At 66.3% G+C, this 19,654-nt stretch carries 19 protein-coding genes; 10 read left to right on the top strand and 9 right to left on the bottom strand.

Annotation, left to right across the window (positions count from 1 at the left end; genetic code table 11):
* Window positions 1–255, top strand: a 255-nt coding sequence (locus NF876_RS06810) for a hypothetical protein (RefSeq protein ID WP_262268061.1), incomplete at its 5' end; no start/stop codon positions are given.
* A gap of 110 nt (window positions 256–365) precedes the next feature.
* Here NF876_RS06810 and NF876_RS06815 read toward each other — a convergent pair.
* Window positions 366–1,016, bottom strand: a complete 651-nt coding sequence (locus NF876_RS06815; RefSeq protein ID WP_262268062.1) for a hypothetical protein — start codon at window positions 1,014–1,016, stop codon at window positions 366–368.
* Window positions 1,017–1,374: 358 nt separating this feature from the next.
* Between NF876_RS06815 and NF876_RS06820 the strand changes: the two genes are divergently transcribed.
* From NF876_RS06820 to NF876_RS06840, 5 genes are all read left to right on the top strand, one after another.
* Window positions 1,375–2,040, top strand: coding sequence for a trna delta -isopentenylpyrophosphate transferase (locus NF876_RS06820; protein ID WP_262268063.1), 666 nt, complete (start codon window positions 1,375–1,377; stop codon window positions 2,038–2,040).
* A gap of 93 nt (window positions 2,041–2,133) precedes the next feature.
* Window positions 2,134–4,323 carry an SF1B family DNA helicase RecD2 gene (gene recD2, locus NF876_RS06825; RefSeq protein ID WP_262268064.1) on the top strand — a complete coding sequence of 730 codons (2,190 nt, stop codon included), beginning with the start codon at window positions 2,134–2,136 and terminating at the stop codon, window positions 4,321–4,323.
* Window positions 4,324–4,390: 67 nt separating this feature from the next.
* Window positions 4,391–4,552 (top strand): hypothetical protein, encoded by a 162-nt coding sequence (locus NF876_RS06830; RefSeq protein WP_262268065.1) that lies wholly within the window; start codon window positions 4,391–4,393, stop codon window positions 4,550–4,552.
* Window positions 4,553–5,062: 510 nt separating this feature from the next.
* Complete coding sequence (locus NF876_RS06835) at window positions 5,063–5,857, top strand: transporter substrate-binding domain-containing protein (protein ID WP_262268112.1); 795 nt, start codon at window positions 5,063–5,065, stop codon at window positions 5,855–5,857.
* A gap of 104 nt (window positions 5,858–5,961) precedes the next feature.
* Window positions 5,962–7,695, top strand: a complete 1,734-nt coding sequence (locus NF876_RS06840) for a lysine--tRNA ligase (protein ID WP_262268066.1) — start codon at window positions 5,962–5,964, stop codon at window positions 7,693–7,695.
* Window positions 7,696–7,702: 7 nt separating this feature from the next.
* Here the strand turns inward: NF876_RS06840 and NF876_RS06845 are convergent, their stop codons facing one another.
* Window positions 7,703–8,335, bottom strand: a complete 633-nt coding sequence (locus tag NF876_RS06845; RefSeq protein ID WP_262268067.1) for a S24 family peptidase — start codon at window positions 8,333–8,335, stop codon at window positions 7,703–7,705.
* A 154-nt stretch (window positions 8,336–8,489) separates the two neighbouring features.
* Here NF876_RS06845 and NF876_RS06850 point away from each other — a divergent pair, with 154 nt between their 5' ends.
* On the top strand, window positions 8,490–8,834 hold the full coding sequence (locus tag NF876_RS06850; protein WP_262268068.1) for a DUF952 domain-containing protein: 345 nt from the start codon (window positions 8,490–8,492) through the stop codon (window positions 8,832–8,834).
* Window positions 8,831–9,916 carry a quinone-dependent dihydroorotate dehydrogenase gene (locus tag NF876_RS06855; RefSeq protein ID WP_262268069.1) on the top strand — a complete coding sequence of 362 codons (1,086 nt, stop codon included), beginning with the start codon at window positions 8,831–8,833 and terminating at the stop codon, window positions 9,914–9,916. The genes NF876_RS06850 and NF876_RS06855 overlap by 4 nt, the downstream gene beginning before the upstream one ends.
* 544 nt (window positions 9,917–10,460) lie before the next feature.
* On the opposite strand, the gene NF876_RS06860 is transcribed toward NF876_RS06855, so the two are convergent.
* Both NF876_RS06860 and NF876_RS06865 read right to left on the bottom strand, forming a co-directional pair.
* Window positions 10,461–11,804, bottom strand: a complete 1,344-nt coding sequence (locus NF876_RS06860) for an MATE family efflux transporter (RefSeq protein WP_262268070.1) — start codon at window positions 11,802–11,804, stop codon at window positions 10,461–10,463.
* A 17-nt stretch (window positions 11,805–11,821) separates the two neighbouring features.
* The gene (locus NF876_RS06865) at window positions 11,822–12,085 is read right to left on the bottom strand and encodes a DUF6460 domain-containing protein (RefSeq protein ID WP_262268071.1); all 264 of its coding nucleotides are present in this window, start codon (window positions 12,083–12,085) and stop codon (window positions 11,822–11,824) included.
* Between the two features lie 95 nt (window positions 12,086–12,180).
* On the opposite strand from NF876_RS06865, the gene NF876_RS06870 reads away from it, so the two are divergent.
* Window positions 12,181–13,122, top strand: a complete 942-nt coding sequence (locus tag NF876_RS06870; protein WP_262268072.1) for an alpha/beta hydrolase — start codon at window positions 12,181–12,183, stop codon at window positions 13,120–13,122.
* On the opposite strand, the gene NF876_RS06875 is transcribed toward NF876_RS06870, so the two are convergent.
* From NF876_RS06875 to NF876_RS06890, 4 genes are all read right to left on the bottom strand, one after another.
* On the bottom strand, window positions 13,119–13,790 hold the full coding sequence (locus NF876_RS06875) for a response regulator (protein ID WP_262268073.1): 672 nt from the start codon (window positions 13,788–13,790) through the stop codon (window positions 13,119–13,121). The two genes, NF876_RS06870 and NF876_RS06875, sit on opposite strands and share 4 nt — an antisense overlap.
* 127 nt (window positions 13,791–13,917) lie before the next feature.
* Window positions 13,918–14,367, bottom strand: a complete 450-nt coding sequence (locus NF876_RS06880; RefSeq protein WP_262268074.1) for a secondary thiamine-phosphate synthase enzyme YjbQ — start codon at window positions 14,365–14,367, stop codon at window positions 13,918–13,920.
* Window positions 14,364–16,100 carry a cisplatin damage response ATP-dependent DNA ligase gene (locus tag NF876_RS06885; protein WP_262268075.1) on the bottom strand — a complete coding sequence of 579 codons (1,737 nt, stop codon included), beginning with the start codon at window positions 16,098–16,100 and terminating at the stop codon, window positions 14,364–14,366. The genes NF876_RS06880 and NF876_RS06885 overlap by 4 nt, the downstream gene beginning before the upstream one ends.
* Complete coding sequence (locus NF876_RS06890; RefSeq protein ID WP_262268113.1) at window positions 16,097–17,152, bottom strand: ligase-associated DNA damage response exonuclease; 1,056 nt, start codon at window positions 17,150–17,152, stop codon at window positions 16,097–16,099. The genes NF876_RS06885 and NF876_RS06890 overlap by 4 nt, the downstream gene beginning before the upstream one ends.
* A gap of 351 nt (window positions 17,153–17,503) precedes the next feature.
* Here NF876_RS06890 and NF876_RS06895 point away from each other — a divergent pair, with 351 nt between their 5' ends.
* Entirely contained in the window at window positions 17,504–18,433 is a 930-nt protein-coding gene (locus NF876_RS06895) for a class I SAM-dependent DNA methyltransferase (protein ID WP_262268076.1), read from the top strand.
* A 305-nt stretch (window positions 18,434–18,738) separates the two neighbouring features.
* Here NF876_RS06895 and NF876_RS06900 read toward each other — a convergent pair whose 3' ends face one another.
* Window positions 18,739–19,557 (bottom strand): SDR family oxidoreductase, encoded by an 819-nt coding sequence (locus NF876_RS06900; RefSeq protein ID WP_262268077.1) that lies wholly within the window; start codon window positions 19,555–19,557, stop codon window positions 18,739–18,741.
* Window positions 19,558–19,654 lie beyond the last annotated feature (97 nt).

Consider the following 19,654-nt stretch of genomic DNA (forward strand, 5'->3'; position numbering starts at 1 on the left):
GCCTGCGGGTCCGCGCCGAACGATGCGCCAGCCAAGAGTGGAGCATCGGACAATCGAGATCACCGGGACAAGCCCGGTGATGACGTGGAGAAGGTGGCACGGGCCCGTGCGAACACCCTCCACACGTCATGGCCGGCCAGTCATCACCCTCCTCTCGCCGGCCATCCCGATGCTGAAAAGTGCCGCGCCTCGAACAATCGGGATCACCGGCACAAGGCCGGTGATGACGTGGTGGTGGATTGGACGGCCCGGTGATGACGGGGTGGTGGATCGGCCGAGCGATCAAGACAGGGTCCCGAGCGGTGCGCCGCTCAAAGGCTCGAGCATCGGACCCAAACCCGGGTCCACTCTTCACGTCCGATGCGCTAGAACGCGAACGGATCGGTGTAGGGCAGGCGGCGGCGGCGCACCTGGGTTTCCGGCAGGATCGGCCGACTGATGTCGACGGCGACCAATCCCTCACAGGCGAGCGCCAGAACGGCCGCCACGCCGTCCTGCGTGTTCATCACGGCGCTGGCGCAATCCACCAGCCGCATCGCGCCCATCTCGTCGAGCTGATGCAGGACCCGAACCCGGTCTCCGGCGGTCACGGGGGTGCGCTTGCAGGCCATGATGAGGCGCATGGTCGTGAAGCGCGGCTCGGCCCGGATGCTCGCCGCGGTCTCGATCACGAAGGCGCGGCCGTCCGCCGAGGTGATGCCGTGGATCGCTGCGGCGCGCAGGGGATGCTTCAGGAGATCGTCGTCGGTCACCACGTCGACCAGAAAGGCGGCGCCGTCCTTCACGATCTCGAAATCCGCCACGTGCTCGATGGTTTCCTCCCCGACGGCGAACATGGCCGGATCGGCGGGAGCGCGCAAGGATTCTACCTCCGCATCGAGCTCGCACAGCGCCAGATAATCGGCGATCAAGGCATTGCGCGTGAGCGGCGCGGATGGGCGCTTCGCGGCTCGGCGGGTTCCCGGGCGCCGGGCAGGGCGTCGGTCCGAAAGGTCGAGGAGCGCTTGCGCGGACATCGGGGCCTCCAGCTTGGTCGGTCGAAGGGATGGAGCGCGCGGGCCAGCGCTCACCGTCGGCCCGCCTCCGGGAACAGGAACATATATAGAACAATGTCTTCCCGGTCAAACGTTCGGCCTCGTTCGCGACGCTCCGGCCCGATCACGGGCGATGGCCGCACGGCGCCGCATTGGGACAAAATGGCACAGGAGTTAAGTGGCTGATCTAGAACGCATAATCGTATTGCTCTACCGGCCCCGAAGTGGACCGGACGGTGCAAATTTGGTATAGAACAAAGGACGAACGCGCCTGCCGTGACAAGGCTGCGACAAGAGCGCGTCTGCGATGTACGGGCCTCTGAGAAAGTTAGGATCGAGGATGAATACGACAGACAAGAAGATTTCCGAGGTGCTGGCGAAATTCGGCGAACCGATGGCCGGAAACGTCTGGCGCGTCCAGGGGACGGCCGTGATCTATCACAAGACCCTCGAGCGGATTGCCGCCCAGGCCAAGGTCGTCTTCGACGAGCCCAAGATCATCCGTGCCGAGCGCGACGAGGCCGTGATCCAGGTGACCGGCCGCATGGGCGATCGCGTGGAATGGTCGATCGGCGAGGCGCTGATCGGCGTCAACTACCGCGTCTCCGGCAAGCAGGCGGCTTACGTTTATGCCATGGCCGAGAAGCGTGCGAAGGACCGGGTGATCCTCAAGCTCATCGAGCTGCACGGCTATGTCTACTCCGAGGAGGAGGCGGACGAGTTCAAGCAGGGTCGCCCGGGCTATGCCGATCCCCATGTGGAGATCGAGAAGTCGGAGCCGCAGAGGGGCAAGGCCGAGGCGGCGGCCGCCGACGGCAAGGTCGAGGACGACCTGAAGGCGAAGATCAAGAAGGCCAAGACCATCAACGCGGTCACGGACCTGATGCTCCACGCCGACACCCAGAAGACCCTCGCGGATCTGCCGGAGGGTATCCGCGACGAGATCCGCGACTTCGCCAAGGCGCGTCTCGTGGAACTCGGGTGGCCGACCAAGAAGGCGGCCTAACTTTCGCTGCGATCATGGGCGAGATGGCTTGACGATCATCTCGCCCATTTCTCTTTCTGCGCTTGCGTCCCGCGCTTCTGGTCTTTCCGATCGATGCCGAAATCCTCCGCCCTCCCTGCGGTCAGTCAGGACGCTCTCACTCTCACCGAACATCTCGTCGGCTCCGTCGAGCGGGTGACGTTCCACAACGACGAGACCGGTTTCTGCGTGCTGCGCGTCAAGGCGCGGGGGCACCGCAAGCCGGTCGCCGTCGTCGGCCACGCGCCGTCCGTCGCCATCGGCGAAGTGGTCGAGGCGAGCGGGGAGTGGCTGCACGATCGCAACCATGGCGTTCAGTTTCGTGCCGCCGAGCTGAAGACCGCGGCGCCGACAACGGCGGAAGACCTGCAGCGCTTTCTCGGATCCGGTCTCCTGAAGGGTGTCGGCCCATCCGTTGCGCAGCGGCTCATCGCCTCCTTCGGTTCGCGCATCCTCGACGTGATCGAACAAAAGCCGCACGAGCTGACGCGCGTGCATGGCATCGGGATGGCGAAGGCGCTCGGCATCGGCGAGGCCTGGGCCGAGCATCGCGCCTTGAAGGACATCGCAGCCTTCCTGAACGCCCACGGCATCCGGGGCTTTCTGCTCGCGCGCATCTATCGCGCCTTTGGGATCGGGGCGATCGACATCATCAAGGCCAATCCCTATCGGCTTGCCCTCGATCTTCCAGGCATCGAGTTCGCTCTGGCCGATCAGGTCGCCACGCAGCTCGCCGTCGAGCCCACCGCCGATATCCGGCTGCAGGCGGGGCTTGCCACCGTTCTGTCGGATGCCGTGAAGGAGGGGCATTCGGGGTTGCCGGTCGATGACCTCCTGCGGCAGGCCAGCGTCCTGCTCACGGTGCCGACGGACCGGCTGGCGCCCGTGCTCGACGCGCAATGCGCGGCCGGCCAGCTCGTCGCCGACGAGCTCGACGGACCTCGCCGCATCTTCCTCAAGAGCCTCTACGGGGCCGAGCTTTTCATCGCCCAGCGCCTGAAGGAGATCGCGCAAGGGTTCCATCCCTGGCGCGGGCTCGATCCCGCGCAGGTGATCGCCGAGGCCGAAGCTGCCACGGGCGTCTCCTACTCGGCCAGTCAGCGCGAGGCGCTGATCGCCTCCTGCGAGGCCAAGGTGCTCGTCGTCACCGGCGGCCCGGGCGTAGGCAAGACCACGCTCATCCGGAGCCTCACGCATCTATGCGCGAAGCATCAATTGCAGGTCGCTCTGTGCGCTCCGACCGGACGGGCGGCCAAGCGGCTCGCCGAGAGCACGGGCTTTCCCGCCAAGACCGTGCACCGGCTCCTCGAAGCCTCCGAGGGTGGGTTCCGGCGCAACGCCAAGGCGCCGCTCGACTGCAATTTCCTCGTGGTGGACGAGGCGTCCATGCTCGATATCCGGCTCATGGCGGCTCTGTTGCGCGCCATGCCGGACGAGGCCTGCCTGCTCCTCGTCGGCGACGTGGATCAGCTTCCCTCCATCGGGCCGGGACAGATCCTCTCCGACATCATCGCCTCCGGGACCGTTCCGGTGGTGCATCTGCGGGAAGTGTTTCGCCAGGAGCGCGAGAGCCGCATCATCACCGTCGCGCACGCCATCAATCGCGGAATCGTGCCGGATCTTTCGCATCAGCCGGACTCGGATCTCTATTTCGTCGAGGCTGATACGCCGGCCGACGCCATCGCCAAGATGACGATCCTCATGCGCGATCGCATCCCGCGAAAATTCGGCCTCGATCCCGTGCGCGACGTGCAGGTCCTGTGCCCCATGAATCGCGGGCGGCTCGGCACTCACATGCTGAACGGCGAGTTGCAGCAGATCTTCAATCCGCCGGGAACCGAGAGCCTGCACCGGGCCGGCTGGGTCTACGGGCCCGGCGACAAGGTCATGCAGGTGAGGAACGACTACGAGCGGGACGTTTATAACGGCGAGGTCGGCATCGTACGCGAGGTGGATCGGGACCACGGCGAACTGACGGTCGCCTTCGACGACAGGCCCGTGGTCTATACGCTCCGGGAGCTCGACGAACTGGCGCTCGCCTATGCGGTGACGATCCACAAGGCGCAGGGGTCCGAGTATCCGGCGGTGATCATCCCCGTGGCGTCGCAGCAGGCCTCCATGCTCCGGCGCAAGCTGCTCTATACGGGAGTGACGCGCGCAAGCCGACTCGTCGTCATGGTGGGAAGCCGGGCCGCCCTGGCGCAGGCCGTCACGCACGAGGATGAGCCGCGGCTGTCCAGGCTGCGGAACTGGTTGGAGGCCTGATCCCTTTTACGAGAGCGTGGAGCGCTCTATACTCGCTCCCCGGCAGCCGCCGATGAGGGATGTGAACGTGGTTCCTGGACAGGTCGAACATCAGGAGAGGAGGGTCCGGGCCGGGCTTCTGGCCGGAGCGGTCCTGTGCTTGGTCGCGTCGGGCGGCCTCTTGTGGTGGCGCTATGGCGGTGCCGTCTTCAACGATCTCGTGTCGACGACCCTGGCCTGGTGCCTCTAGATCTGTCCGTTCGCGATGTCCGGGCCAGCCCATGGCTCGTCTCGTTCCAGCGGAAGGGTGCGGTTGCGAGCTCCCTCAGACCCCTCCAGCCGGCCTCGCTCCCGGTCGGAGAGGCGAGGCCGGCCAGGATGCTCTCCGGGTAACCGGCGGCTCGCCGCAGGGGGATGACAGCGAGGGCAGGCGGAGGCCGGTGGCCAGCGGCGGGTCGAGCCAGGATCGCTGCCTGGCGGAGGGTCTCCGGCGGCTGCCCATGATGAGCCGGGAAGCCGATCTCGATGGGGAGCGCCGTTGACTGTGGGCCGCTCTCCGCTAGACCCTGCCTCATGAGCAAAGGAAGCTTCCGGCAGGCGTTCGGATCGGGTGCGGGGCAGCGTGCAAGTGAACATCCAAGTGAATATCCAAGTGAACACCCAACTGAACATCGTCCAGATGGTTCGAAATAGCATTGCATTCCTGTCGCGCCTCCGAGGCACGATCAAGCTCCCGAGAGTGCTGTTGCCGGTGGCCCTGATGGCGATGCCGTGCCTCGCGCAGGCCGAAGGCGTGAACATTCCGAACTTCTGGGATCCCAAGACCCAGCTCGATCGGCCCGATCTGCCGGCGACCCGGACGATTCGCTTTCTGGTGGACGACGATTTTCCGCCGCTGCACTTTCCGGGACCGGACGGCAATCCGACCGGACTGTCGGTGGAACTCGCGCGTGCGGCCTGCGAGCGCCTGGGCCTCACCTGCACCATCCAGGTCCGCCGGTTCGACATGCTGCTCGGGGCCCTGAACGAGCGGCAGGGCGATGTGGTCGCCGCGGCCATTCCCGTCACGACGGATCTGCGCGGGCGCTTCGCAGTCACGGCGCCGTATTTCAAGATCCCGGCCCGCTTTGCCGTGCGCAAGGATCGAAACCAGCCGGTTCCCGAGGCCAAGTCCCTTCAGGGCAAGACCATCGGGGTCGTTGGGGGGACGGCTCACGAGGCTTACGCCAAGGCCTTCATGAAGGGCGGCACGCTCAAGCCCTATCCGGAGCTGGCGGCTGCCCAGTCGGCCCTCAAGGCCGGCGACATCGACTACCTGTTCGCCGACGGCCTCGGCCTTGCTCTCTGGATCGGGGGCGAGGAGGCCGGCGGGTGCTGCGACTTCTCCGGAGGTCCCTACCTGGAAAGCCGTTTCTTCGGCGAAGGAATCGGGTTCATCACGCGGACCGAGGACGACACTCTGCGCCGAGCGCTCGATTTCGCCCTGCAGCAGTTGTGGAAGGAAGGGAAATACGCGGAACTTTACCTGCGCTTCTTCCCGATCAGCCCCTTCTGAAGCCTTGTGGGCTCGGCCGAAGGCGGCTTTACCGCATTGACCCCTGCGGGTCTCCTCCCTAGTGTGCCGCGCTTCTGGACGCATTTTCCGCAAGCACTAGGCCCATGTCTCACCCCCTGACCCTTGATCCTGCCCTGACCGAAGCCGCTCAGACCGCCACCGCCTGGCCTTTCGAGGAGGCGCGCAAGCTCGTCGAGCGGCTCAAACGGACGGGCAAGAAGGAGGCTCTGTTCGAGACGGGCTACGGTCCCTCGGGCCTGCCGCATATCGGCACCTTCGGCGAGGTCGCCCGCACCAGCATGGTGCGCCACGCCTTCCGGGTGCTGACCGGGGACAGCATTCCGACACGCCTCGTCGCCTTCTCGGACGACATGGACGGCTTGCGCAAGGTGCCGGACAACATCCCGAACAAGGATCTCGTGGCCTCGGCGCTCGGCAAGCCGTTGACGCAGGTGCCGGACCCATTCGGCACCCATGAGAGCTTCGCGCATCACAACAATGCGCGCCTGCGCGAATTCCTCGATGCCTTCGGCTTCGACTACGAGTTCCTGTCGGCGACCGAGTGCTACAAGGCCGGCCGCTTCGACAAGACCCTGCTCACCGTGCTCGAACGCTACGATGCCGTGATGGCCATCATGCTGCCCTCCCTGCGAGAGGAGCGCCAGCAATCGTATTCGCCGTTCCTGCCGGTTCATCCGAAGACCGGCATCGTCATGCAGGTGCCGATCGACGAGCGCAGGCTCGATGCCGGCACCATCGTGTGGCGCGATCCCGATACGGGCGAGCGCTTCGAGTCTCCGGTGACGGGCGGGCATGCCAAGCTGCAATGGAAGCCCGACTGGGCCATGCGCTGGGTGGCGCTCGGCGTCGATTACGAGATGGCCGGCAAGGACCTGATCGACAGCGTGAAGCTCTCCGGCGAGATCGCCAAGGCGCTCGGCGGCCTGCCGCCGGACGGGTTCAACTACGAGCTCTTCCTGGATGAGAAGGGCCAGAAGATCTCCAAGTCGAAGGGCAACGGGCTCACCATCGACGAGTGGCTCACCTACGGCACGCCGGACAGCCTTCGGCTGTTCATGTTCAGCAAGCCCCGCGAGGCGAAGAAGCTCTATTTCGACGTGATCCCGCGGCAGGTGGACGACTACCTGACCTTCCTGGAGAAGTATCCGGCGCAGGACACCAAGGCCCGCCTGATGAACCCGGTCTGGCATCTTCATGCGGGCGAGCCGCCGGCTCCCGAACTGGTGTCGTCCGGCGGAGGCAACCAGCCCGGCACGACGATCTCGTTCTCCATGCTGCTCAACCTGGTGGCCGTGGCGAATTCCGAGGATCCCGCGGTGCTGTGGGGCTTCATCCGCCGCTATGCGCCGGGCGTCTCGCCCGAAACGCATCCGCGCCTCGACAGCCTGGTCAAGCGTGCCGTCCGCTATTTCGAGGATTTCGTGAAGCCCCAGAAGGCCTATCGCCTCGCGGACGACGTGGAGGCCGCTTCCCTGCGGCGCCTGGAGGAGGCGCTCGGCTCCTTCGAGTCCGGGGAGCGCCCGGCAACCGCCGAGGCGATCCAGGAGGAGATCTACAACGTGGGGCGGGCCGAGCCTCGCTATCAGGACCTCAAGGCCAAGGGCGCGACGCCCGAGCGTCCGGGCGTGTCCATCGAGTGGTTCAACACGATCTACCAGGTGCTGCTGGGCGAGCCCCGCGGTCCGCGCTTCGGCTCCTTCGTGGCTCTCTACGGGGTGAAGGAGACGCGGGCGCTGATCCGAAAGGCGCTCGAGGGCATTCTCGTGCGCGAGCACGAGGCCTTCCTGAAGGAGCGCGAGGCCGGCCGCGCAGCCTGAGCGCCGGCTATTGCCGGGCCCACATGATCCGGGCCGACCAGGAGACCTCTTCGGCCGGGATCACCTGGTCTTCCTGGTCCTTGGCAAGGGACGACATCTCCAGGGTCTTGGCCGAGCGGCGCTTGAGCTCCTTGGCCAGGATCGCGCCGGACGTCGTGCATACGACGACCCGGTCGCCCTTGCGGGTGCTGGCCGTCGGCGAGACGATGAGAACGTCCCCATCGCGATAGAGCGGAGCCAGGGCGTCACCCGTCACCTCGAGCGCGAAGACCTTTTCCTGCCCGAAATCGGGAAACTCGATCTCGTCCCAGCCAGGGCCCTCGTTGGGCATGCCTTCGTCGTTGAACACCTTGCCGGAGGCCGCCTCTTCCATGCCGATCAGCGGGATCATGGAACGGCGCAACGAACCGGAGGGCTCGACGAGGCGAAGGAAATCCTCCAGGGTCGCGCCCGTGGCTTTCAGGATTTTCGAGATCGACTCCGTGGAAGGCCATCGTTCCCGGCCCTCGGGACTCACGCGCTTCGACTTGTTGAAGCTGGTCGCGTCGAGACCGGCCTTGCGAGCCAGTCCTGAAGCGGTCATGCCATGACGTGATGCCAACGCATCGATAGCAGCCCAGACGCGCTCGTGAGATAACATCGTACTAACCTTCGCTAGGAGCGAAATCAGTGAAAGCGAACCTATAACTAGGAATTAAATGTGACCGAAAACTTAGACATTTGCCAGCAGTCTATTGAGACAATATGTCTAATTTGGGTTGCTCCTGATGTGACGTGCGGATACTCAAGACTTCATGACCATTATTTTTAAAATTTGCCCTGCTTTGCTTTGGCAGGAGGCCGAAAAGGCCGGATCCTTCGAAGGAGCGCCCATCGATATCCAAGATGGGTACATCCATTTTTCAACAGAAAATCAGGTCTATGAAACCGCCGAAAGGCACTTCGCCGGGCAGGACGGTCTCCTGCTCGTCGCCGTCGAGGCCGATTCGCTTGGCGAGGCTCTCCGCTACGAGCCTTCCCGGGGTGGGGACCTGTTCCCGCACCTCTATGCCGCGCTGCCCCTCTCCGCCGTCCGGTGGGTGAAGCCGGTTCCCCTCGGCCAGGATGGTCGGCACATCTTTCCGGATCTCTCCCAATGATCGGCACGCTCTTTTCCCTGGCCAGACCCGCTCTCCACGCGCTGGACGCCGAGACGGCGCACCAGTTGACGATCCGGGGTCTGTCGCTGATGCCGGTCTCGCCGGCGCCCGCGGACGATTCCCGTCTCGCCGTCGACGTGTTCGGCCGGCATTTCCCCAATCCGGTCGGGCTCGCGGCAGGCTTCGACAAGCAGTGCGAAGTGCCCGACCAACTCCTCGGCCTCGGCTTCGGGTTCGTCGAACTCGGCGGCGTGGTGCCGAAGCCGCAGGAGGGCAACCCGCGGCCACGGGTTTTCCGACTGGCTCGCGACGAAGCCGTCATCAACCGGTTCGGCCTCAACAGCGACGGGCTCGATGCGGCCCGGCAGCGGCTCGCCAGCCGGCGCGGGCGCCCGGGGATCGTTGGCGTCAATATCGGGGCGAACAAGGATTCCGCCGACCGCATCGCCGATTACGTCCTGTGCATCGAGCGTCTCTGCGGGCTCGCCGATTTCCTGACGATCAACGTCTCCTCGCCGAACACCCCGGGACTGCGCGATCTGCAGGGTGAGGCGTTCCTGGACGATCTCCTGGCCCGGAGCATGGACGCTCGTGACAGAGCCGATCAGGGCCGGCGCAAGACGACCGTTCTGCTGAAGATCGCTCCCGATATCTCTCTCGACACGCTCGATGCGATCGTCGCCACGGCGCTCAAGCGCGGCATCGACGGCCTGACCGTCTCCAATACCACGGTTGCCCGGCCCGACAGCCTGAAGGACAAGGCGCTCGCCTCTGAAATGGGGGGCCTGTCGGGCAAGCCCTTGTTCGTGCCGTCCACGCGGCTTCTTGCCGAGACGTTCCTGCGCGTGGAGCGCAAGCTCCCGCTCATCGGGGTCGGCGGGGTCGATTCGGCGGATGCCGCCTGGGCCAAGATCCGCGCGGGAGCGAGCCTTGTGCAGCTCTACTCGGCCATGGTCTACAAGGGACCCGGCCTCATCGGGGACATCAAGCGGGGGCTGCTGCAGACCCTTGAGCGTGAGAAGTCATCGCTGGCTCTGGCCCTCGGACGCGATGCGTCGGCGATCGCGCAGGGGCGGATTTGACAAAAGAACGAGAAAAACGTGGGCTTCAGATATCAACACCGAACATCTGACAACGTGAGCGCGAGAACTCTACTCCCTCTGCATTCCTCGCTAGGGTACTTGTCAGAACACGATCATTATGGAGGCGCGAAGGATAGTCCGATAATATGCCACTGAAGAGCATTTCACCGGAGTAATTTCCATTCGACTCTTTGATGCGAACATATCCGCAAAGGAACGTAATACCTTTGGAGTCCTTCGCGCCCGCGATTCTACCGAATTTGATGCTATCTGGGCTATCAGAGTGAACAACCAGATTCTGCCTTAAATCCCAAGCAACGGACTCTTTGATGTCGCTTAACTCATCACTCCTGAAACGTACATTTGTACCGCGTTCAGGCTTGTAGGTTTGGCAGGCCGATAAGCTCGTGACCAATCCGACCACCCATAAGGCTTTCCACATTTAACAGGCCTTTCATGTGGCAAAGCCCACGCAGGGTCTGGAGTATGCCAGTCTATTTCGTTTCATTATAACATAAGAAGTCGGAATAGCCAGCGCAAGTTTCTATGGTTGGTGAAACCTCGCGAACGTTTTCCTCGCCAGCCGCGGATAGAGAACGAACTGACCGAGCCCTCGCGCGCTCAGGAACGCCAGGAGAGCGATCCAGAGCGCCGTGTTGCCGAGAGTTCCCGCAGCCAGAAGAATGGCCCCGTAGATCACGAACGCGATCACCATCAGGTCACGCATGGACCGGGTCCAGGTCGCACCCGTGTAGATGCCGTCGAACGCGAAGGCGGCGGCGCCGAAGAACGGGGTCAGGGCGGCAAAGACCAGATAGTCCCGCGCGTAGGAGCGCACGTCCGGGTTCGTCGACACGAAGTCGATGAAGAACCCGCCGCCGGCCAGGAAGAGCCCCGAGACGCCGAGACCGAAGCCGAGGCTCCATCCCAGGCTCAACCGGATGGCGCGCCGGAAGCCGGCCTCGTCGCGGGCGCCGATGCTCTGGCCGCACAGGGTCTCGGCCGCGGTGGCGAACCCGTCGAGGAAATAGCCGCCGATCAGGAACATGTTGTAGAGCACCGCATTCGCCGCGAGCGTGACGTCGCCCGAGCGCGCCCCGAGCGCGCTGAAGATCGAGAAGGCGAGGATCAGCGCCACATTGCGGATCATGATGTCCCGGTTCATGGCGAGCGTCTGCAGCATCGCCGCTCGGTTCAGGACCTCGTGCCATGTGACGGCGAGCGGGTTGGAGCCGAGACGGCGCAGGACCAGGATGCCGAGGCCCGCGCCCAGCACCTCGGCCAGGGCCGTGCCGACGGCCGCGCCCGCGATGCCGAGACCGAAGCCGAGGACCAGGGTCATCGTGAACACGATGTTGGCCACATTGATCGCCACCTGCAGCAGCAGGCCGAGATCCGTGCGGCCCCGTCCCAGGGTCGATCCCAGGATCACGTAGTTCGCCAACGTGAAGGGGGCTGCCCAGATCCGGATGTAGAAATAGGTCGAGAGGGCCTCGGTCACCGCCTGGCTCGCGCCCGCCATCGAGAAGGCGACGGCCGCGATCGGCCACTGAAGCAGGATCAGCAGGAGGCCCGTCGCCCCGGCGACCAGAAAGGCCCGGGCGAGGGTCAGATCGACCTCGTGCCGGTTGCCGGCGCCGGTCGCCTGGGCGGTCAGGCCGGCGGTCGCCATGCGCAGGGATCCGAAGCTCCAGAACACGAAGTCGAAGATCACGGCGCCAAGCGCCACCGCTCCGAGCAGATGCGCCTCGCCCAGCCGCCCGATCACCGTCGCGTCGACGAGGCCGAGCAACGGCGTCGTCACATGCGACAGGGTCATCGGCAGGGCGAGCGCCAGGATGCGGCGGTGGGAGATGTCCAGGCGCCGAGCGGGCGCAGTACCGTCCATGATGGGCCCCGGAGACCTCAGCGCCGGCTGCCGAACAGGCGCGAAATGAGCCAGAGCGGCACGACGATGATCGCCCCGTAGAGGATCCAGAGGCCCACCTCTTCCACCGTCTCGAGGCTGAGGTCGAGGACGGAGCTGATCCAGTTGAACAGGCCCTCGATCAGCCCGAAGGGCGTGATGTCGAGGAACGCCAGGAAAGCGCCGACCAGAAGGGACAGGAAGATCAGCTTCACCAGCACGGAGCCGGGGGAGCCGCCGAGAAAGCGGTTCAGGTTGGACATGTCCTCATCTCGTCAGAAAGCGTAACTGGACCTGGTGCGTTGCGTGTGCTTCATCGCAAGGGCCGGCGATGAACGCAACCCAATCCGAGCCTCGCATGATCGATCCTGCCGTTTTCGACCCCTCTGCCATCAGCGACGAGATCCGCGCCCAGAACGCCGAGATCGTGGCGAAGCTCGCGGCACTGCCCGATCCGATGTCGGTGCCGCCCGCTCTGGTCCGGGAGCGGCGGCGCCAGGGCCTGGGACCTTTCCCCCAGATGCCGTCGAGCCGCCGGGCCCGGGCGGTCACCATCGATGGGCCGGCCGGGCCCATCCCCTTGCGCATCATCGCTCCCGAGAACCCGCGCGGCGTCTATCTGCACATCCACGGCGGCGGCTGGACCTGGGGCACGGCGGACGAGCAGGATCCCTGGCTCGACCGTCTGGCGGAGCGCTGCGGGCTGGCCGTGGTGTCCGTGGAGTACCGGCTCGCCCCCGAGGATCCTTATCCGGCAGCGCCCGACGATTGCGAGGCGGCGGCCCTCTGGCTCGTCCGGGAGATGGAGAGCCGGTTCGGCACCACGCGCCTGTTCATCGGCGGCGAGTCGGCCGGGGCGCATCTTTCGGCCGTGACGATCCTGCGCCTGCGGGACCGGCACGGCCTGACGCCCTTCCGGGGCGCCAACCTGTTCGCCGGGTGCTACGATCTCTCCCTCACGCCGAGCGTCCGGCTTTGGGGCAGCGAGCGGCTGATCCTCAATACCAACGACGTGAAGGTTTTCGCGGACAATTTCTGCGGACGGGCGCCCGACCGGCGCGATCCCGACATCTCGCCGCTTTACGCCGACCTGAAGGGCCTGCCGCCGGCCCTGTTCTCGGTCGGCACGAAGGACATGCTTCTCGACGACAGCCTCTTCATGGGGGCCCGCTGGGCGGCCGCCGGCAACCGGACCGAGCTCGCCCTCTGGCCGGGCGGCTGCCACGTGTTCATCCGCTTCGACAGCGGCCTGTCGGACCAGGCGCTGGCGCGGATCGACGGGTTCATCGCGGGGCTTTAATCTGCTCCGGCCGGGGAGGGGCGCTGGGTCACGCCGATCTTGGACGCCGCGATGACCGCCTGGGTGCGGCTGTCGACGCCGAGCTTGTCGAGGATGGCCGAGACATGCGCCTTCACGGTCGCTTCCGAGACGCCGAGCTCGTAGGCGATCTGCTTGTTGAGCAGGCCCTCCGACAGCATGGTCAGGACGCGGACCTGCTGCGGGGTCAGGGTGCCGAGGCGGCGGACGAGATCGGCCGTCTCCGCGTCCTCCGAGGCCGAGAGGTCCACGTCCGGCGGGGTCCAGGTGTCGCCGGCCAGCACCGCCTGGATGGCGCCGCCGATGAGGTCCGTGTCGATCGACTTCGGGATGAAGCCCGAGGCGCCGAAATCCATGGCGCGGCGGATCACGGTGGGCTCTTCCGTCGCGGACACGATCACGACGGGCAGTTCCGGATATTGGGCGCGCAGCGACATCAGCCCGGAAAAGCCCTGCACGCCCGGCATCGTCAGATCGAGCAGGATCAGGTCGACGTCCCGCTCCTGGGTCAGGGTGGCGTTCAGGTCCTCCATGCCGCTCGCCTCGACCACCCGGGCCTGCGGCATGCTGGACGCGACGGCCTGCCTCAATGCCCCCCGGAACAACGGATGGTCATCGGCAATGATGATCGTGGTGGTTTGACTTTGCACGTGTGCCTTCTCCCACGAGACGCTTGCTTGAGCCTTAGCCGCATCCCCGATGAAATGGCAAGCTGGCAATCGAAAACCTCCGCCAATCTAAGGGAAAGTACGGAGGCTTCCCATGGCATCATGTGGATTATGCCCCGATGAGATGGAAGACCAAGTCGCGGCGGTGCGGTCTGTCCCGGTGCTCCGCTACGTAAAGTCCCTGCCAGGTTCCCAGGGCCAGCCGCCCCTCGGCTACCGGGATGCTCAAGGAGACGCCCGAGAGCACGGTCCGGATATGGGCCGGCATGTCGTCCGGGCCCTCGGTCGTATGGACATAGCCGGCGTTCCGCGGCGCCAGGCGATCGAAGGCGGTCAGCAGGTCCCGGCGGACATCCGGGTCGGCATTCTCCTGGATCAGGAGCGAGGCCGAGGTGTGCCGGCAGAAGACGGTCAGAAGGCCGTGCCGGATCCCCGTCCCGGCCACCCAGCGCGCCACCGCGTCCGTGATCTCGGTGAAGCCCTGACCCCGCGTGTCGACTCCGAGCCGTCCGCTGGCCTGGCGCGTGGTCTGGCCTTCCGACAGGGTCTCGATCCTCATCCCTTCCGCCTCTTCGCTGCCTTGTCCTGGAGGGGATAGACCTCCTCCTCGCCCCGCTCCAGGATCTTCTCCAGGGTCTCGATCCGGTCGGCTTCCGCGGCAGGCTTGTCCCAGCGGATGCGGTTGATGCGGGGAAAGCGCATGGCGACGCCCGACTTGTGCCGGGTCGAGCGCTGGAGCCCCTCGAAGGCCACTTCCAGCACGAGGCCGCGGTCCTTGCCGTATTCCACCTCCCGCACCGGCCCGAAGCGGTTGACCGTGTGGTTGCGGACATAGCGGTCGAGCTTCACCAGCTCCTCGTCGGTGAAGCCGTGATAGGCCTTGCCGACCGGCACCAGCTCCTCGCCGCCTGGGCCCTCGCGCCAGACCCCGAAGGTGTAGTCGGAATAGAAGGACGAGCGTTTCCCGTGGCCGCGCTGCCCGTACATCATGACCGCATCGACCAGGTAGGGATCGCGCTTCCACTTGTACCAGTAGCCCTTGGGGCGGCCGGGAAGATAGGGGCTGTTCGCCCGCTTGACCATGCAGCCCTCGATGGCGTCCGCGTCCGGCCCGGCCCCGACGGAGGCCGGATCGGCCCGGGCGGCGGCGAGATCCTCCCAGGTCGTGAACGGCACCATGGGCGAGAGGTCGATGCGCGGATCCCCGAGGCGGGCGACGAGCGCCTCCAGGCGCTTGCGGCGCTCGGCGAACGGGAGGGCGCGCAGGTCCTCCTCGCCCTCGAACAGGATGTCGTAGACCCGCAGATGAGCCGGAAACTCAGCGATCAACTTCGGCGTCACGGCCTTCCGGTTCAGGCGCTGCTGGAGCACGTTGAAGCTCTGCACGCGCCCCTCGCGCACGATCAGCAGCTCGCCGTCGATGGCACCCTCGAAGTTCAGCGCCTCCACGAGATCCGGAAAGGCCCGGGAGACGTCCTCGCCGGTGCGGGAATAGATCCGCCTCACGGGGCGTCCGTCGCTGCCGTGGCCGGCGGCGGCCTGGAGCCGGATGCCGTCCCATTTCCACTCTGCCAGGAACTCGGACGCTTCCAGCTTCTCGAAATCCTCGTCCTCGAGGGGGTGCGAGAGCATGGACGGGCGGAACGGTGCGGGATTGCCGGATTCGGGCTTGGGCCCGCGCCCCTCGACCCAGGCAAAAAGGTCCTCGTAAGGCGCCTCCAGCCCGTGCCAGACCAGCTCGACCTCGTCGGGCTCGATCTCCCCGAGCTGGGCGACCGCCGTCTTGGCGAGCCGCGCCGAGACGCCGACCCGCAGCTCCCGGGTGATCAGCTTGATCAGCGCCCAGCGCCCGGTTTCGTCGAGCGCGTCCATCCATTCGGCGACGCGGGCCGGCAGATCGCTCTTGCTCGTGGTCGCGAGCGTCTCGATGACTTCGGTCAGGGTCGGAACATGGGGCGGCGGGTTGTTGTGGCCGATGGTGGGTGCGCCGTCCGAGGCCGGGGCCACGCTCTCGTGTCCGGGCGAGGGCCAGATCAGGGCCACGGTCTCGGCGAGATCGCCCACGTAATGGTAGGACATGCGGAAGAGCTCCGGATCGGTGCGCTCCTCCACGAGGCCGCGGATCAGGGCGGGCTTGGCCTCCTTGAACATGAGCGCCCCGGTCATGGCCGCCAGCGCATAGCCGCGGTCGGGGTCCGGGGTATGGCGGAAATAGTCGGTCAGCAGCCGCAGCTTGGCGTTGCGGCGGGGCTCGTAGCCGAGGCGGTCGAGCAGCGCGGCGAAGCGGTTCATGCGGCGTCTCCCGTCCCCGCATCCGCCGCGGGAGCCTCCTCGGCCTCGCCCTCGTCGCCATAGCCCAGCATGTGCAGGGGGCGGGCGCGGATGCCGTGAGCGGTGCACCAATGGACCAGCGCATCCTCCTGGCCGTGGGTGACCCAGACCTCGCCGGCGCCGGTCTCCCGGATCGTGCGGCAGAGGTCGTCCCAGTCGGAATGGTCGGAGATCACCAGGGGCAGCTCGACGCCCTTCTGCCGCGCCCGCGCCCGCACGCGCATCCAGCCGGACGCGAAGCAGGTGACGGGGTCGGGAAAGCGGCGGGACCACAGGTCCTGGATCGCCGAGGGCGGGCAGATCACGATGGCGCCCGCGAGCTTCGACCGTTCCGCGGCCAGCACCTTCGGGGTCTCGCCCAGGGGAATGCCCTCCGACTTGTAGAACTCGGTCAGGCGCTCCATGGCGCCATGCAGGTAGATCGGCCGGTCGTAGCCCTCCTCGCGCAGCAGCGCCATGACCCGTTGCGCCTTGCCGAGCGCATAGGCGCCGACGATATGGGCGCGCTCCGGGAAAAGGGCGGCGGAATCGAGGAGCTTGCGGACCTCGGCGCGGGTGTCCGGATGGCGGAAGACCGGCAGGCCGAAGGTCGCCTCGGTGATGAAGACGTCGCAGGGCACGACCTCGTAGGGCCGGCAGGTCGGGTCCTCCGCCCGCTTGTAATCGCCCGACACCACGACCCGGGTGCCGCCCGCCTCGATGGCGATCTGCGCCGATCCGAGCACGTGGCCGGCCGGGGTGAAGCGCACGGTCACGTCGCCAACGCGCAGGCTCTCGCCCAGGGGGGCCTCCTGCGTGGCGTCGGCGAAATCCGCCCCGTAACGCACGGCCATGATGAGCAGGGTCTCCCGGGTCGCCAGGACGGACCGGTGTCCCGACCGGGCATGGTCGGAATGGCCGTGGGTGATCAGTGCCCGCTTCACGGGCCGGACCGGATCGATGTGGAACTCGCCGAGGGGGCAGTAGAGCCCTTGCGGTGTCTGGGTGAGGATGTCGGTGGAACGCAGCGCCATGGGTGAGAATATAGGGTTCGGCCGATTGATGTCAGGCGGAGGGATAATGCCGTCCATGGGAATGGGCTCCATCGCGGCGCCGGATCGGCCCCGCACCGTCCGGCCCCCGTCAGGACCGGTCACGTCATGCGGAGAGCGTCATCGCTGGGTCGCACCACCCTCGCACGTCGTCACCGGCCTTAGGCCGGTGATCCCGATGAGGTGAAACGCCGCGCCTCACCGCATCGGGATGGCCGGCAAGAGGCAGGTCATGATCGGCCGGCCATAACGGGGAGGGTGTCAGCCAGACCCGTGGGATGGCCCGGACGGCACGCCATTGACAGCCTCGTTTCTCTCCCGCATCCAAGCGCCATGCCGCACGCCGCCACCGCCCGATCCACCGGCGATTTCCACGCTGACCGCCGCTATGAATATGCCCGCGCCGCTTTCGAGGAGGGCGACTTCGAGGCCGCCGCCGACCTGGCCCGTCAGGTGCTCGAGCTCGTCCCGGACTTCGCTCCCGCCCAGGCCATGCTCGGCCGCGCCGCCGCCGAACTGGGCTCGGCGGAAGAGGCGGTGAACGCCCTGCATCGCGCCCTCGCGCTCGAGCCGGAGGATGCGCTGGGCGTACGGCTCGACCTTGCGCGGCTCGGTGCGCTCGCGCCCGAGGATGCGATCACGGACGGCTACGTGCGGGCACTCTTCGACGATTACGCCCCTAAATTCGACCGGCACCTGACGAGAAGCCTCGCCTATCGCGGCCCGGCGCTGATCGCCGACGCCCTGCGCCGGGCGTGCTCCAGGCGGTTGCGGGAGTATCGTTTCGGCGCCAGTCTCGATCTCGGTTGCGGCACGGGGCTGATGGCGCAGGAACTCGCAGGATGCTGCGCGTCCATCGAAGGCGTCGATCTCTCGCCGCGCATGCTCGAGAAGGCGCAGAAGACGAAGCTCTACGATGCCCTGCACGAGGGCGAACTCGTGGCGTTCCTCGACGGCCGCCGGACGGGCGAGGCCGATCTCGTGGTGGCGGCCGACGTGTTCGTCTACATGGCGGCGCTCGATGCCGTGTTCCGCGCGGCGCACCGCGTGCTGGGACGCGAAGGGCTTTTCGCCTTCACCGTGCAGGCGCATGAGGGCGACGGCTACGTCCTCGGCCCGGATGCCCGCTACGCCCACGGCGAATCCTACCTGTGGGCGCTTGCGGACGATGCGGGATTCGACGTCGTGATTTTCGAGCGCGTCTCGACCCGGGAGGATCGCGGCGTGCCGGTTCCCGGGTTCCTCGTCGTGATGCAACGCTAGAGCATCGGGTCCACTTTTGGGTCCGATGCTCAAGCCGTTGAGCGGCGCACCGTTCGGGACCCTGTCTTGATCGCTCGGCCGATCCACCACCCCGTCATCACCGGCCTTGTGCCGGTGATCCCGACACAGGGAAGCGCCGCGCTTCACCGGATCGGGATGGCCGGCACAAGACCGGCCATGACGTGGGGAGGGTGTTCGCACCGCCTCACACAACCCACCACGTCATCACCGGCACGAGGCCGGTGATGACGAAGCCGACGGGCCTCTGACCCATCCTCCGAACCACGCTGCCTCGTGCTGGGGGCCTACTCGGCCCGCGTCGACGGGTGCGGGGCGCTCTCGTAGCAGCCGGCCACCGATTGATCGAAATCGATCACCGAACCGGTCATCATGCCGGATTCCGAACTGCACAGGAACGCCACGGCGCGCGCCACCTCCGCCGGCTCCAGCAGGCGGCCGAAGGGCTGCTCCTTCATGGCCTTCTCCAGCCAGCCGTCCTGGGCATCGTGGTAGGTCTTCATGATCCGGTCCTCACCGGGCGTGTTCATCCAGCCGATGTTCAGGGCGTTCACCCGGATGCGCCAGGGCATGAGGCTGAAGGCGGCGTTCTTGGTCAGCGTGGCCAGCGCGCCCTTGGAGCCGCTATAGGCGGTGATGAAGGGCTGGCCGCCATGGGCCGACATGGACAGGATGTTGACCATCGCGCCCTCGATCCTCTCGCGCCGCATGATCTTGGCGGCCTCCTGCATGAGGAAGAAGGGCGCGCGCACGTTGACCGCGAACATGCGGTCGAACAGTTCCGGGCTCGTGTCGAAGATCGTGCCGCGGTCGGTGATGCCGGCCGCGTTCACCAGCACGTCGACGCGCCCGAACACGGTGTCCGCCCGCGCTGTGACCTGACGGGCCTCGTCGACGCTCTCGAGATCGGCCTGCACGAATTCCGTATGGCATCCCTGTTCCGAGATCTCGCGGGCCACCGCATGCCCGCGCTCCGTGTTGCGGCCGCAGATCACGATGCCCTTGGCGCCGCGTTCGGCGAAGGTGCGGGCGATGGCCTCGCCCAGCCCTTGCGTCCCCCCGGTAACGACGGCGACGGCGTTCTGAAACTGGAAGTCGTGCGGCATGGCGTGTGCCTTTTCATTCTCGTTGCTGGCGTTGCCCAAGCTGACGGGATCGCGGGCCGGATGGCAAGGGCTTTGGTGCAAGGGCTTTGGTGAATGT

It is taken from the genome of Microvirga yunnanensis (genome assembly GCF_025460875.1).